A 14,337-nucleotide genomic window follows, 5' to 3' on the forward strand; every position below is an offset into this window, starting at 1 on the left:
CCTGATCCGGTCCGACCGGGTGGGTGGGGTGGGGACGGGCGGGGCCTGCCCCGTTCCCTGCGGGTCCCGCCCCACCCCCGGGCGTCATTCGGCGGCGAGGCCCTCCAGCAGCGGCAGGCGTGCCGCACGCACGGAGGGGACCACCGCGGCGACGAGTCCCACGACCACGGTGAGGAGCACCATCACCGCGAGGGTCCCCCACGGGACGACCAGGGTGCTCAGACCCTGGTCACGGAAGACCGTGGGCAGGGCGGACGCCACGCCCACCCCCACCGCGACGCCCAGGATCGTGCCGAAGAGGGCCGTCATCACCGACTCGATGGTGATCACCCCCGCCATCTGCATCCGGCCCAACCCCACGATGCGCAGCAGTGCCACCTCCCGGGTGCGCTCGATGATGGAGAGCACCAGGGTGTTGACGATGCCGAGGACGGCGATGACGACGCTGAGGCCCAGGAGGGCGTAGATGACCGCCAACATGGAGTCGACCTGCTGGGACAGGGCGGACACCATCTGTTCGCTGTCCATCACCGAGAACACGTAGTACTGCCTGGCCACGTCGGTGAGCTGGCTGCGCAGGGCCGCGACGTCCCCGTCCCTGGCGGTGAAGTGGGCGGAGATGAAGTACGAGGAGGACTCGGGCACCACCTCCGCGAAGACGTCGGGGGTGAGGAGCACCCCCGTTCCGACCATGATCTGGCTGTCCACCACCGACCCGATGCGCACCTCCAACGGATGCTCCGCCGTCGAGGTCCTGATCGTCAGCTCGTCGCCGAGCTCCCACCCCTGGTCCTTGGCCACCGAGCGCAGGACCATGGCCTCCCCACGGTCGAAGGAGGCGAGGTCGCCCTCGTCCAGGGTCACTCCCACGGAGTGCTCGTAGAACTGCGTGGGTGCGGAGACGAGCACGACGTCACTCCCCTGGCCCGTCGCACCGGGGCCCGCGACCTTCCCGGCACCCCCGCGGAACTCGTCGAAGCTGGCCACGGCGGGCTGCTGCTCCATCTGCGTGACGGCCTCCTGGGGGGCCACCGCTCCACTGGCGGTCTGGACCACCAGGTCGGACCTGAGGTCGGAGTCGACCAGGTCCGAGATCGAGGCCCGGGTGGAGGCGGCGAGCACGCCGGATGCCGCGACCAGCACCATGCCGATCATCAGGGCCCCCGCCGTGGAGGCGGTCCTGCGCGGGTTGCGCACGACATTGCCCACCGCGATGCGCCCGAGCGGGCGCAGGAAGTGGGAGAAGGGCCAGCCCAGCACGGGCACGACCCAGCGGGCGAGGACGGGTGCCACCACGAGCACGCCGAGCACCAGCACTGCGGCACCCACACCCAGGATCGTGCCCGCGTGGTCGACCGCGGAACCGTCGGCGGTGCGACGCAGGGCCGACCACACCACTCCTGCGCCACCGGCGACCACCAGGACCCCTCCCAGCAGGCCGCGCAGGAGCAGGCCCTTCTCGGTGGGTCGCTGGGGACGCATGGCCTCCACGGGTGCCGCGGTGGCGGCGCGGCGTCCCGGGATGGCAGCCGACACGAGGGACACGGCGATGCCGACGGCGAAGGAGATCACCACGGTCTGCCAGGTCAGGGCGATGCCGGACCCGATCTCCATGCCGAAGTGCTCCAGGACGGCGGCGATCGCACTGGCGATGCCGACCCCCAGGCCCACACCCAGGGCGGACCCCAGGATCCCGATCACCAGGGCCTGGGCGAGCACGGAGACCATGACCTGCGTGGGACTCGCTCCCACGGCGCGCAGCATGGCGAACTCCCGCATCCTCTCGTGGATGCTCATGGAGAACGTGTTGGTCACCAGGAACGCCCCGACGAACAGGGACACGGAGGCGAAGACCAGNCGACGGTCGCCACGACCTCGTCGAACCACTCCCGGTCCACGCGTCGGTGGGCGATGTCGAGGGGGAGGAGGATGTTCTCGCGCGCGGTGAGCGTGGGGATCAGGTTGAAGGACTGGAAGATGAAGCCGACCTCGTCGCGGCGCAGTCTCGTCAGTGCCCGCTGGTTCATGTGGGAGAGGTCGTGCCCACCCACCACCACCTGCCCCGCGGTGATGGTGTCCAGTCCCGCCATGCAGTGCATCAGCGTCGACTTGCCCGACCCCGAGGGACCCATGATCGCCGTGAATCGGCCCTCCTGGAAGTCCACGTCGACCCCGTCCAGGGCGGTGACGGTGAAACGCCCGGAGCCGTAGACCTTGACCAGGCCCCGCGCCCAGGCACGCAGGGGGACTCCCGGTTCGAGCAGGCCCGGTGCTCCGGGCGCGGTGGCGGGGGGCGGGGTCGGTGCCGACGGTGCGGTCGGATCAGGCGTCATGTCCCAAGGATCGCCCATTCCGTCAGGTGAGTCCACGTGGGATCGCGCTCGGGACGGGTCGGGGAGCACGCCAGTGGGGAGGACGCCGTCCCCTGCCCGCCCGGGCTCACACTCCCAGGAAGGCGTGGAACACCCAGGCGATGACCAGGACCACGGGCAGGGAGGCGAAGGTGGTGACGAGCACCGCCCCCTGGGCGACCTCCTCGCCGGCATGGGCCCGGGTGGAGGCGATGAAGGCGTTCTGTGCGGTGGGCAGTGCCGCCATGACGGTCACGGCCATGAGCCCCGCCCCCCGCAGGCCCAACAGGTGCCCGACCAACAGGGCGATGCCCGGCTGCACGACGAGTTTCGTCACCGAGGCGAGCGCGATGAGGGCGCCCGCGCGGGAGTGCAGCCGGAAACGCTGACCGAACAGCGAGGCGCCGAAGGCCAGCAGGACCACGGGTGGGGCGGCCTCCCCCACCATCGTGGTGGAGACCGTGAGCACCTCGGGCAGGGGCACGGAGAACCAGGCGCACACGAAGCCGGCGAAGGCGGCGATGACCATCGGGTTGGTGACCACGCCGCGCACGACGATGCCGGGGGTGGGGCGGCGGTGGTTGCCCACCAGGTCGGCCAGCACGAAGAACATGGGCGTGAAGAACCCCAGCTGGAAGACCATGATCGGCACACCGTGCACCGCGTCCCCCAGCACGTACAGGGCGATGGGGACACCGATGTAGGCGGCGTTGTTCAGTGAGGCCGACATCGACCCCAGGACCAACTCCGGGGCGGGTGGGCGCAGGGTGAGTGCCGCGACGGCGGCGAAGACGAGCGCGGAGCCCACCCCCGAGACGGCAGCCACCTGCAGGGGCGCGCCGAGCAGGGAGCGGATGTCGGTGACCGCGATCGTCGAGAAGAGCAGGGCGGGGGCAGCCAACCAGTAGACGAGGTTGGTGAGGACACGCTCGGTGCCCTCCGGCAGTGCACCCGTCCGTCGTGCCACCCACCCGGCCACGATGACGAGTGCGATCGCGCAGATGCTCTGGATGATGGTGCCCACGCCCCCACGCTAGGGCCCGGACTGCCTTCCCGCCCCCCGCGCCCAGCATCCGCACACCCGTCGGGTCCCGCCGTGGCCGTGTCGCCCCGGCCCGCACCTGCCCCCTCCCCCTCGCGCCCGCACCCCCTCCCGGTGCACCATGGGGTGACCGTGGCACCTGCGACACCGGGTGCCGACAGGACACGCGCAACCACAGGACAGGGGCACACACATGACGACGGTCCGGACACTGACGATGAACGACGGCCACACCATTCCCCAGATCGGCTTCGGGGTCTTCCTGGTGCCGGACACGGAGACCAAGGAGGCCGTCGGGGAGGCGCTGGAGGCGGGCTACCGCCACATCGACACCGCCACCATCTACGGCAACGAGGAGGCGGTCGGCCAGGCGCTCGCGGACTCCGGGCTCCCCCGGGACGAGGTCTTCGTCACCACCAAGCTGTGGAACGCGGACCAGGGACGCGACAGTGCCCGTCCCGCCCTGGAGGCCTCCTTGGAGCGCCTCGGCCTGGACCACGTGGACCTCTACCTCATCCACTGGCCCACCCCGGCGCGCGACCTGTACCTGCCGACCTGGGAGGCCTTCGAGGAGCTGCGCTCCGAGGGCCTCACCCGCTCCATCGGCGTCTCGAACTTCCTGCCCGAGCACCTCCGGCGCATCGCGGACCTGGGAGGGACGGTGCCCGCGGTCAACCAGATCGAGCTCCACCCCACCCTCCAGCAGGTGGACATCCAGGAGGCCGACGCCTCGCTCGGCATCCTCACCGAGGCGTGGAGCCCCCTGGGGCGCGGGGCCGACCTGGAGATCCCCGCCATCGACCTCATCGCGACACGGCTCGGGGTCACCCCCGCCCAGGTGGTCCTCGCCTGGCACCTGGCCCGCGGGCGCGTCGTCATCCCCAAGTCGGTGACCCCCTCCCGCATCGTGGAGAACCTCGCCGCCGCGGACGTGGTGCTGGACGACGCCGACCTCGAGGCCCTCGACGCCCTGGAGGCCGGCATCCGCATCGGATCGGACCCGGCCACGTTCAACGAGTGAACCGGGTGGTGTCTGTCCCCTCACAGACCCCGCACACCCGGGCCGGGGACACCCGCCCGACCCCCTAGGCTGTTCGGGTGCCCCCATCCACTGACGGCGCAGCCGTGCCCCCGCTCCCCCCACCCGACGACCCGACAGTGGGAGGGCTCTCCGGTCACATCGGCTTCAACCGCCTGTGGACGGGGCGAGACGGCCAGCCAGTTCGGTTTCCAGGTCGCAGGCCTCGCCACCAGCGCCGTCGCCATCACCCTGCTGCACGCCACCAACCAGCAGATCGGCGTGCTCGGGGCACTCCAGACCCTGGCTTTCCTGCTCATCGGCCTGCCCGCCGGGGCGTGGGTGGACAGGTGGCGCAAGCGGCGCACGATGATCGCCGCCGACCTCGTGCGAGTCGTCGCCCTGGTGAGCATCCCCCTGGCCTGGTGGTGGGGCGCCCTGACGATCGGGCACCTCATGGTCGTGGCCGCCGTCATGGGACTGGCCACCGTCTTCTTCGACGTGTCCTACCAGTCCTTCGTGCCCGCCCTCGTCGGGCCCTCCCAGATCGGGGAGGCCAACGGGCGCCTCGAGGCGAGCTTCCAGGTGGCACGCGTGGCGGGCCCCGGCCTCGGTGGCTGGCTCCTCGGTGTCGTGGCGGCCCCCGCCGCCTACCTCCTCACCGCTGCCACCTACGCCTTCTCCGCAGTCGCCATCTGGCGCATCCCGGGTCGGGAGGCACGTCCCGAACCCCCCGCGGACCCCAAGCTGTGGCACCAGGTGCGTCAAGGCCTCGACTACGTCCGCTCCGAACGTCTCCTCGGCCCGCTCTTCCTGTGCATCTCGGCTGCGGCGCTGACCGGTCAGGGGGTACAGGTGTTGCTCCCCGTCCTGGCCCTGCGCGAGCTGGGGATGTCGGCGACCACCCTGGGGACGCTGCTCTCCGTCGGTGCCGTCGGCGGGGTGCTGGGCGCCATGCTGCGCCACCGCATCATCGCCCGCCTGGGTGTGGGCCACACGATCGTGGTGTGCAATGTCCTGGGGGTGACGGCCAACCTGGGTCTGCCCGCCGCGGTCCTCGTCCCCGCTCATGCGGCCTGGGTGCTGGTGGCGACCAACCTGGTGAGTTCCTTCTTCCTCACCGTCTACAACGTGACCCAGATGAGTCTGCGCCAGCAGATCTGCCCGCCCGCGCTGCTGGGGCGCCTCAATGCGACGTTCCGTTTCGCGGTGTGGGGCGTGATGCCGCTGGGCGCGTTGCTGTCCGGATTCGTGGCCGCCCGTCTGGGTGTGGTCCCGGCCATGGTCTGCTTCGTGTCGGGAACGGTGTGCGCGGGCCTGGCCATGGGGTTCACCCCCGTGGCGCGGATGCATCGGGTGCCGGTTCGCTCCGCGGAACAGCTTCCCCTCGCCGTCGCCTGAGTCGCGGGAGGCCGACGAGGGCGACCCCGCCCACCAGTGCCACGACCGCGAGTGCGAACACCCGGTCGGGCACGGCGCCCAGGTGGTCCACCACCCAGGACTCCACGGCGAACTGCTGGGTCGTCGAGAGCACGCCACTGCTCGTCACTCCCCTGCTGACCAGCAGGAACATGCCCACGCCCAGGGACAGCAGGCCACCCACGACCTGCGTCCAGGTGGTGCGCGCACCCAGGACGGTGACCGGCCGGGGTCGCACCCACGCCCGGACCCGGTCCGATCGTGACCACAGCCAGGACAGCACCACCAGGGGCAGCGCCATTCCGGCGCCGTACACGGCCAGCGCGAGGCCACCGTGGAGCGCACTGCCACCCAGAGCGGCGATCGTCAGCACGGATCCGAGCACCGGCCCGGAACAGGTGCCCGCCGCCCCGAAGGCCGCTCCCATGAGGAAGATCCGCGCACTGTCGGCACCGCCCTCGTGGGTGCCGGCGTCATGCGCGCTGCCGCCGGGCACTCCACCCCCGGGTGTCCCGCCCACTGACCCCGTCCCCCCGGACCTCACGCCCACGCGGGCACGGGAGCGACGCAGATGCGGGACAGGCAGTGGGATCCCCAGGACCTGGACCATCCCCAGCACGATGAGCACGGTCGCGGCGACGGCCACGAGGGTGTCGCGGTGGGCGACCAGGAGCGCGCCGGTGGCGCCTGCGGCCAGCCCCATGGGGACCAGTGTCACCAGGAGGCCCAGGTAGAAGATGCCCGTGCGCCCGAGCAGCCGGGTGGGAGTGGTGAAGGCGTAGGAGAAGAAGGCGGGCAGGAGCATCACGGAGCACGGGCTGAGCAGGGTGAGGACCCCGCCGACGAGGGCGGCCGTGAGCCCCGGCGCGTTCACTGACCGGCCCCGGGGAGCTCCTGGTCGATGAACTCCCGGAAGGCGTCGATGCTCTGTGCGCCGGCCAGGGCCTTCCCGTCGATGACGAAGAAGGGGACGGAGTTGATGCCCAGGGCCTGCGCGGCCGAGGTGCTGGCATCCACCTGGTCACCGAGTGTGGCGTCGTCGAGAGCCGCGGTGAACGCGTCCAGGTCCGGGACCCCCGTCTCGCGGGCGAAGGCGAGAAGTGTCTCGCGGGGGAGGTCGGGGTGGCCACTCTCCGGGGCGGCGGCGTAGAGGGTCTCGAGGTACTCGACGTAGAGGCCCTGCTCCCCCGCCGCGCGCGCGGCCACGGCGGCCTGGCGGGACTGGTCCCCGAAGAACTCGACGTCATGGAACTCGATGCGCACCTGGCCCGTGTCGACATATTCCTGGATGAGGGTCGGCAGGGTCTGGTTGGCGAAGAGGGCGCAGAAGGGACAGCGCAGGTCCGTCCATTCGCTCAGCACGACCGGCGCATCGATGCTGCCGATCGCCATGGGATCACCCTGTTGGCGACGCACGTAGGTGGCGTCCCCGCTGTCCGCGTCACTTGCGTCCGGCGCTGCGGAGGAAGCGTCGGCATTCGGTGCCGACTCCCCACCCGATGGTGCCCCGGCCTCGGCGGACTGGGCGTCGGGTGCCGCTGCGTCGTTGCCCCGCTCCCCAGAGGTCGCGCCTGTCGCGCTGAGGTACAGGGCGACCCCCAGCACCACGCTGATCACCACGAGGACGAGGTTGAGGATCCTGGAGGAGCGCAGTAGCTCCTCCAGGCGCTGGATCCCGGGCCCGGGAGCGGCCACCGGGGTGGGTGGGACCTCGGAGGTGGTGCCGGGTGCGGATGTGGCAGCACCGAATGGCTGCTCGTGCTCGGGATCTGCGGGCGGGGGCGTGGTTGACGGGGTGTTCATGGCCCCGACCCTACCGGGAGGGACCTCCACCGGTGGCAGTCCCGTGGGCGAGACGCTCCGCGCGGGGCCTCAGGGCACCAGGCCGTGGCGCGCCATGAGGTCCCCGTCGCGGTGGAGGCGGGCCACGACGTCCTCCGGTCCCAGCTGGCGCAGGTCGGGGCCGATCTCCTCCCAGTGACGAGGGGCGGCGACGGTGGGGCGGGATCCGCGGGCCCTCAGCGTGTAGGGGGTCGCGGTGGAACGCGCGGCGTGGTTCTGGCTCCAGTCCACCAGCACCCGCCCGACCCGGTGCCCAGCACCGGCGCGGGCGACCACCAGGTCGGGGTGCTGGTCGGCGAGCTCATGGGCGAGGTCTCCGACGAAGGCGTGGACCGCTCGCGAGGTCCGCCCCCGTACGAGGGCGGGTGAGTCCCCGGGCACCGCGGCGTACAGGTGCAGTCCCTTTCCGCCGCTGGTCACGGGCCATGCTGCGAGCCCGTCCTCCGCAAGGCGATCGCGCACGAGATGGGCGACACGGGCGCAGGCCTCCAGGCCCACGCCCTCACCCGGGTCGAGGTCGATGACGAGCCGGTCGGGGCGGTGCACCCCACCCCGGGGTCCCACCCGCCACTGGGGGGTGTGGAACTCCAGGGCGGCCTGGTCGGCCATCCACTTCAACCCGTCGGTGCTGTCGATGAGGGGGTAGGTCACCTGTTTGGGGGCGCGTCCCCGGGTGGTACGGGTGCCGGGGCTGGCCGAGAGCGTCAGGCGTCGCAGCCACCGGGGCGCGTTGCGGGGGGTGTTCTTCTCGAAGAAGCGCTCACCGGTGACACCACCGGGGAAGCGGACACGGGTGACGGGGCGGTCGGCGAGCTGGGGCAGCAGGGCCGGGGAGACCGCATCCAGGTAGGCCCAGAGGTCGGCCTTGGTGAAGCCGACCTCCGGGAACATCACCTTGTCAGGTGAGTGCAGGCTGACAGCCCTCCGACCCGCGCCCCCGTGCGTGTCCGTCATCACACCAGCCTAGCTCCGGGCCGCCTCCGACGGCTCGCCCAGATGTGTGCGCAGGGCAGCCCGCACGAACTCCGCCCCTTCTGGTCCGCCGTAATTCTCCGCGAAGCGCGCGTCGGCGACGTACATCTCCGCGAGCCCGAGGACGTAGGCGCGCAGGGCTGGGTCACGGGGCGCTGCGTCATGGGGCGCTGCGTCCCGGGACGCACGGTCCCCGGGTCCACCACCCGCCGCCGTGGGGGACCCCGCGGCCGAACCGGCCGCCGCCGGGGTACCGGGCACGGAGGCGAGCCACCGGATGTGTCGTGCCGCCAGTGCCTGTGCCCGCGGGGACCCCGGTGAGACGGCCGGGTCCTGCGCCGCCTCCTGCCAGGCCCCGTTGAGTTCGTCGACGTCTTGCTTCCATGCCTGTCGCTCCGCCGGGCCCATCCCCTCCCACCAGGTGTTCGAGTCCTCCCAGGAGGCATCGCCCCAGCGGGTGCGCACCTCATCCTCGTACTGCCCGTGGTCGAACCCGTCGAACATCGTCTCCGCCATGATCACCTCACGTCCTTCCAACGCATCGATGGTGTGCTCCACCGCGGCGACCTGCCGGGCGAGCCTCGCCTGCTCGGAGTGGAGCAGTTCGAGATGGGCGCCCAACGCCTGCACCTCGTCGGTGCGGCGCTCCAGGACCTCGCGGATCTCCCCCAGTCCCAGCCCCAGGTCGCGCAGCAGGAGGATGCGTTGGAGGCGCACCAGGGATGCGGCGTCGTAGTGGCGCATGCCGTTGGCGCCCGTGCGGGTGGGTGTGAGAAGCCCGATGGCGTCGTAGTGACGCAGTGTGCGGCTGGTCGTTCCCGTGAGCCGGGCGACCTCCTGGATGGAGCGTTCCATGCCTGCGACGCTAACGGTTGACGTCGCGTCAATGTCAAGGGTGTGGGACCGGGTGTCCACGGACTTCGTAGACCACACGGGCGAACTGTCCGACTGCGCGGGCGGAGAGCAGGCGCAACCGATCGGGTCCGATCCTGCGCGGCAACAGCGGTGCCCCGCCCGGGAGGGCGGCCGGGGCGATCGACAGGGCGATGGTGTCCAGTGCCCCGGCGTCCAGGAACTGTCCCGCCAGGTCCCCTCCCCCGACCACCCAGATGTCCCCGTCCCCGGCGGCCTCCCGGAGGAGGGGAAGGAGCGCGGCGACCTCGCCGCTGACCAGGCGCACATCCGCCCCCTCGGGGACGGGGAGGTCGCGGGTCGCGAAGACGAAGGTCGCCCGGGGCCCGAAGGTCTGGTGCCACCGCTCCGGGTGGGCGAGCATGTCCTCCTGGTCGAGCATCCACTCATAGGTGGTGGAGCCCTCCACGAGGACGCTCGCCCGCTGGGGCAGCAGACCGGGGTCCGGCTCCGTGCCGCCCTCGACGGCGAAGAGCCACTCCAAGGAGTTCTCCTCATCGGCGATCCAGCCGTTGAGGGTGCAGGCGGTGTCGAAGATGATGCGTCCCATGTCTGGACCCTAGGCCATGTCTCCTATGTCTTGAGCCATTGGAGGATGGCGTGGAGGACTGTGGCTGAGCGGTAGGTGGTGGCGAGCTTGTCGTATCTGGTGGCCAGTCCCCGCCATTGCTTGACGCTGTTGAAGGACCGCTCGACCACGTTGCGGCCCTTGTAGGCCTCCACATCGAGGCCAGGTGGTCTGCCGCCCTGGGAGCCCTTCTTCTGGCGGGCGGCGATCTCGTTCTTCTTCTGGGGGATCACCATCTTGATGTGGCGGGCACGCAGGTAGCGGCGGTTCACACCTGAGGTGTACCCGCGATCCGCCAAGACCACCTCGGGTGTGGTGCGAGGCCTGCCGGTAGGCCGAGGAACATAGATGTCTTCCAGGGTGTCCTTGAGCATCACGCCATCGTTGCGTTGCCCGCCAGTGACCACCATGGCGAGTGGGAGGCCGTGTCCGTCCACGACCTGGTGGATCTTCGTGGTCAACCCGCCTCGGGACCGACCAACGCCGTGACCTGCGGGTTCATCCTCCCCGGTGGGAGATTTCTTGTAGTTCGATCGCGCCCCCTGTGTCCTGCTCGGGGCGTTTGGTGTTGGTGGCGTGCTGGTGAGCGCGATTGATCGTCGCATCGATGCTGACCGCCCAGTCCACCTCACCTCGCGTGTCCGCCTGGGAGATGACGTGGGAGAGCACATGGTCCCACACGCCTCGGCGTGCATACGAGCGATGCCTCTTCCACACCGTCTGCCACGGCCCGTACTGCTCCCGAGGTAGGTCCCGNGGTCTGGGCGCCAACGAGGCCGCCCGGCGCCTGGCGGTGGCGGGTCCGAACACGATCACGTCGCGCGGGCACTCCCGTCCCCTGGTCACGTGGCGCGCCCAGTTCAGGGACTGGCTGGTCCTCCTGCTGCTGGTCTGCGCGGGCGTGGTGGGATGGCTCGGTGACCTCTCCACGGCCGGGGTGCTCGTGTTCCTGGTCCTGGTCAACACGACCATCGGCTTCGTCCAGGAATACCGGGCGGAGCGGACCATGGAGGCCCTCAGGACCCTGGTCCACCCCACGACCCAGGTGGTCCGCAACGGGGGACCCGCGGTCGTGGACTCCTCCTCCCTCGTGCCCGGGGACCTCGTGCGCCTCAGCGGCGGGGACTCCGTGCCCGCGGACCTGCGACTCGTCTCGACCCAGTCCCTGGAGGCCGACGAGTTCGCACTCACGGGCGAGTCGGACCCGACGCGGAAGTCGACCACTGCCCTCGAACACCCCGGTCCCCTGCAGGACCGGCACGACATGGTCTTCGCCGGCACGGTCATCGGTGCCGGGGAGGCGACGGGCGTCGTCACCGCCACCGGCATGCGCACCCAGTTGGGTCACATCGCCCACCTCTCCGAGACCGCCCCCTCCACCCCAAGCCCCGTGCAGCGCGAGATGGCGCGGATCGCCCGCATCGTCGGGGTCGCCGTGGTGGTCCTGTCCCTGGCACTCCTCGTGTGGGCGGTGCAGGCACAGATGCCGCTGCGCCAGGCTGTCCTCTTCGCCGTCGGGCTGGCCTGCGCACTGGTCCCCCAGGGCCTGCCGGCCGAGGTCTCCACCTCCCTGGCCCAGGCGTCGGCCGCACTGGCCCGCAAGCACGCACTCGTCAAGAAGCTCTCCGCGGTGGAGACCCTGGGAGCCACGCGCGTCATCTGCACGGACAAGACGGGCACCCTCACCCGCAACGAGATGACCGTGGTCCAGGTCATGGTCGGGGGCGATCACTGGACGTCACCGGCACGGGGTACTCGCCCGGAGGGCGCATCCTCGACCACGCCACCGGCGCCGCCCTCGTCCCCGATGCCTGGACCACGGTCTTCCTGCGCGCGGGCATCCTCGCCTCCACCGCCCGCCTGCTGCCCCCCGACAGCGCCCACCGGGACTGGTACGTCATCGGGGACCCGACCGAAGGGGCTCTCTTCCCCCTTGCGGCGAAGGGAGGTGTGGATGCCGGGGACGCGGATGCCCGCGAGCCGCTGGTGCGCGAACTCCCCTTCGACTCCACCCGCAAGCGGATGACGTCGATCCGGCGTTCCCCCGACCCCCTGCCCGGCCCACCACCGGGTGACGGATCCGCCCCGGTGCCCGGGCACGGGAGCGACGGTGGCGGGCACTGCCTCGCCTGCACGAAGGGTTCCCCCGAGACCGTCCTGGCCGTGGCCACCCGCGTCCTCGACGGCGACCACGTGCGTCCCCTCACCGAGGAGGACCGCCGCGACTTCCTGGCGCGTGACCGCGAACTCGCCTCCCGTGCGCTGCGCAACCTCGCCCTGGCCGTGCGCGAGGTGGATCCCGCCACGGCCGCCGACGAGCGGGTGGGCAGCGCCGCGATCAAGCAGGACCTGATCCTGCTCGGCCTGGTCTCCATGCGCGACCCCCTGCGCGAGGAGGTCCCGGCAGCCATGGCGCGCACGCGGGGGCCGGCATCCGCGTCAACATCGTCACCGGTGACTCCGCACCCACGGCCGAGGCCATCGCCCGGCAGGCCGGCCTGTGCGCGCCGGGCACGGACCCACGCGTCATCACCGGTGACCAGCTGGGGGCCATGCCCGATGCGGAGGTGCTCTCCGCGGCACTGGCCGGAGGGGTGATCTTCTCCCGGGTGGCGCCCGAGGACAAGATGCGCATCGTCTCCCTGGTGCGCGCCTCCGGTGAGGTGGTCGCGGTGACCGGGGACGGCATCAACGATGCTCCCGCCCTACGCCACGCCGACATCGGGGTGGCCATGGGGCGCACCGGGACCGACGTCGCCAAGGATGCCGCGGAGGTGGTGCTCCTGGACGACTCCTTCGCCACCCTGGTCGAGGCCGTCAGCCAGGGCCGCACCATCCACACCAACATCTCCCGTGGGGTCCTCTCCTGCCTGACGTCGAACATCGCGGAGTTCGTGGTGAACATGGTGAGCCTGGTCCTCACCGCCCTGCTGGGGCTGCCCCTGGCACTCAACGTCCTCCAGATCCTCGCCATCGACGTCCTGGGTGAGATCATCCCGATCTCCGCCCTGGGGGCGGATCGCGCCGAGGGGGAGAACATGCACCGCCCGCCCCGTGACCCCCGTTCCCGCATCCTGGACCGACGGGCCCTGGGGGACGTGCTGGCGACGGGAACCGTCATGGGTGCCCTGGCCATCGGCGCGTTCCTGGTGGCCTTCCCCCTCCAGGGTATGGCCGTCGGCCGGGGCGACGCGACCCAGGTGGCTGCCGCGACCACCGTCACCTACGCCACGATCCTCATGTACCAGTTGGTCAACATCGTCCAGCGGCGCAGCGTCCACGGCATCCTCAGCCGCCACCAGCTGACCAACAGGCGCTTCTGGGTGGCGTGCCTGCTGGCGCTCGGGATCCTGGGCATCATCGTCTGCGTGCCCCCCAACCTCGTGTGTGTCGACATCGACGGAACCCTCATCAACTCCCGCCAGGAGGTGCCCGAGTCCAGCCGTCGGGCGGTCCGGGCCGGCATTGACGCCGGCAACATCTTCGTCCTGTGCACGGGCCGTTCCCTGCCCGAGGTCTACCCCTGGGTCTGGGACATCGGGTTCGAGGGGATCATCGGAGGGGCCGGCGCCTTCACCCGGATGGGTGGGCACGTCGTCTCCGACCACCGGATCACACGCGGGGACGTGGAGGTCGTCAGCACCTGGCTGGACGGACAGGACCTGCCCTGGGCCTGGCAGACACCTGACCGGTTCCACCCCAGTGACTCGTTCATGGAGGCATTCGCGGGGGCCTCGGGCGCGGAGGAGGCGGACCCGGACGACGACTGGACCCCCTACCTGCACCAGGTCGGCAAGGCCGTGCGCCGGGGTCTGCCGGACTCCGCCTCCAAGGGGATCTTCATGCTTCCTGCGGGCAGCACGTTCGACCCCGACTTCGTCCCCCGCGCGACGGGGGGACGTCTGCGGACGATCTCCGGCTCCGTCGAGGCGGCCACCGGCACCACCTGCGAGATCCTCCTCTCCGGCGTCGACAAGGGGAGCGCACTGGTCGGCCTCGCCGAGCACCTGGGCATCCCACTGGACAGGACCGTCGCCATCGGGGACTCGGTCAACGACATCGAGGCCCTGGGGGCGGCCGGCACCGGAGTGGCCATGGGGAACGCCTCCCCGGCCGTCAAGGAGGTCGCCGACGTGGTCACCGACGACATAGACGAGGAAGGACTGGCACACGCGCTGCGGGGTCTCGGCCTGACTGCCTGAGCGTTTTCCCG

At 71.1% G+C, this 14,337-nt stretch carries 14 protein-coding genes and 1 pseudogene; 5 read left to right on the plus strand and 10 right to left on the minus strand.

Annotation, left to right across the window (positions count from 1 at the left end):
- Positions 1-84: 84 nt before the first annotated feature.
- The 3 genes from BQ9890_RS04810 to BQ9890_RS04820 all read right to left on the minus strand — a co-directional run bounded on the left by BQ9890_RS04810 (position 85) and on the right by BQ9890_RS04820 (position 3,375).
- Entirely contained in the window at positions 85-1,842 is a 1,758-nt protein-coding gene (locus tag BQ9890_RS04810) for an ABC transporter permease (RefSeq protein WP_075889782.1), read from the minus strand.
- Positions 1,812-2,546, minus strand: a complete 735-nt coding sequence (locus tag BQ9890_RS04815) for an ABC transporter ATP-binding protein (protein ID WP_456047828.1) — start codon at positions 2,544-2,546, stop codon at positions 1,812-1,814. The genes BQ9890_RS04810 and BQ9890_RS04815 overlap by 31 nt, the downstream gene beginning before the upstream one ends.
- The gene (locus BQ9890_RS04820) at positions 2,440-3,375 is read right to left on the minus strand and encodes an AEC family transporter (protein ID WP_075889784.1); all 936 of its coding nucleotides are present in this window, start codon (positions 3,373-3,375) and stop codon (positions 2,440-2,442) included. Before BQ9890_RS04820 ends, BQ9890_RS04815 begins: the two co-directional genes overlap by 107 nt.
- 211 nt (positions 3,376-3,586) lie before the next feature.
- Between BQ9890_RS04820 and BQ9890_RS04825 the strand changes: the two genes are divergently transcribed.
- Both BQ9890_RS04825 and BQ9890_RS04830 read left to right on the plus strand, forming a co-directional pair.
- Entirely contained in the window at positions 3,587-4,414 is an 828-nt protein-coding gene (locus tag BQ9890_RS04825; protein ID WP_075889786.1) for an aldo/keto reductase, read from the plus strand.
- A 90-nt stretch (positions 4,415-4,504) separates the two neighbouring features.
- Positions 4,505-5,812 (plus strand): MFS transporter, encoded by a 1,308-nt coding sequence (locus BQ9890_RS04830; protein ID WP_075889788.1) that lies wholly within the window; start codon positions 4,505-4,507, stop codon positions 5,810-5,812.
- Here the strand turns inward: BQ9890_RS04830 and BQ9890_RS04835 are convergent.
- The 7 genes from BQ9890_RS04835 to BQ9890_RS16155 form a co-directional block, all read right to left on the minus strand.
- Entirely contained in the window at positions 5,742-6,704 is a 963-nt protein-coding gene (locus BQ9890_RS04835) for a cytochrome c biogenesis CcdA family protein (RefSeq protein ID WP_075889790.1), read from the minus strand. The genes BQ9890_RS04830 and BQ9890_RS04835 overlap by 71 nt on opposite strands.
- A complete protein-coding gene (locus tag BQ9890_RS04840) occupies positions 6,701-7,633 on the minus strand; it encodes a DsbA family protein (RefSeq protein ID WP_143226238.1) in 933 nt (310 codons plus the stop codon). Before BQ9890_RS04840 ends, BQ9890_RS04835 begins: the two co-directional genes overlap by 4 nt.
- Positions 7,634-7,702: 69 nt before the next feature.
- Positions 7,703-8,626, minus strand: a complete 924-nt coding sequence (gene ligD, locus BQ9890_RS04845; protein WP_075889792.1) for a non-homologous end-joining DNA ligase — start codon at positions 8,624-8,626, stop codon at positions 7,703-7,705.
- Between the two features lie 9 nt (positions 8,627-8,635).
- Complete coding sequence (locus BQ9890_RS04850) at positions 8,636-9,499, minus strand: MerR family transcriptional regulator (RefSeq protein ID WP_075889794.1); 864 nt, start codon at positions 9,497-9,499, stop codon at positions 8,636-8,638.
- Between the two features lie 34 nt (positions 9,500-9,533).
- Positions 9,534-10,106 carry a dihydrofolate reductase family protein gene (locus BQ9890_RS04855; protein ID WP_075889796.1) on the minus strand — a complete coding sequence of 191 codons (573 nt, stop codon included), beginning with the start codon at positions 10,104-10,106 and terminating at the stop codon, positions 9,534-9,536.
- Positions 10,107-10,129: 23 nt separating this feature from the next.
- Positions 10,130-10,585 (minus strand): IS5 family transposase, encoded by a 456-nt coding sequence (locus BQ9890_RS04860; protein ID WP_075890260.1) that lies wholly within the window; start codon positions 10,583-10,585, stop codon positions 10,130-10,132.
- A gap of 37 nt (positions 10,586-10,622) precedes the next feature.
- Positions 10,623-10,841, minus strand: a complete 219-nt coding sequence (locus BQ9890_RS16155) for a hypothetical protein (RefSeq protein WP_230298045.1) — start codon at positions 10,839-10,841, stop codon at positions 10,623-10,625.
- Here BQ9890_RS16155 and BQ9890_RS14720 point away from each other — a divergent pair.
- The 3 genes and pseudogenes from BQ9890_RS14720 to BQ9890_RS16700 all read left to right on the plus strand — a co-directional run.
- Positions 10,777-11,853, plus strand: a pseudogene (locus BQ9890_RS14720) (HAD-IC family P-type ATPase); the annotation flags it as partial. The gene BQ9890_RS16155 and the pseudogene BQ9890_RS14720 sit on opposite strands and share 65 nt — an antisense overlap.
- Positions 11,854-12,023: 170 nt before the next feature.
- Positions 12,024-12,722, plus strand: coding sequence for a hypothetical protein (locus tag BQ9890_RS15820; protein WP_230297995.1), 699 nt, complete (start codon positions 12,024-12,026; stop codon positions 12,720-12,722).
- Entirely contained in the window at positions 12,605-14,326 is a 1,722-nt protein-coding gene (locus BQ9890_RS16700; protein WP_326844924.1) for an HAD-IC family P-type ATPase, read from the plus strand. The genes BQ9890_RS15820 and BQ9890_RS16700 overlap by 118 nt, the downstream gene beginning before the upstream one ends.
- The last annotated feature ends 11 nt before the right edge of the window (positions 14,327-14,337 follow it).

Source organism: Actinomyces provencensis, from assembly GCF_900155435.1.
Lineage (GTDB): Bacteria > Actinomycetota > Actinomycetes > Actinomycetales > Actinomycetaceae > Pauljensenia > Pauljensenia provencensis.

Bases quoted from the DNA above. Each gene is read 5' to 3' on its own strand.
- BQ9890_RS04825 (WP_075889786.1), top strand. From the start codon at position 3,587: ATGACGACGGTCCGGACACTGACGATGAACGACGGCCACACCATTCCC.
- BQ9890_RS04855 (WP_075889796.1), bottom strand. From the start codon at position 10,106: ATGGGACGCATCATCTTCGACACCGCCTGCACCCTCAACGGCTGGATC.
- ligD (WP_075889792.1), bottom strand. From the start codon at position 8,626: ATGACGGACACGCACGGGGGCGCGGGTCGGAGGGCTGTCAGCCTGCAC.
- BQ9890_RS04840 (WP_143226238.1), bottom strand. From the start codon at position 7,633: ATGAACACCCCGTCAACCACGCCCCCGCCCGCAGATCCCGAGCACGAG.
- BQ9890_RS04850 (WP_075889794.1), bottom strand. From the start codon at position 9,499: ATGGAACGCTCCATCCAGGAGGTCGCCCGGCTCACGGGAACGACCAGC.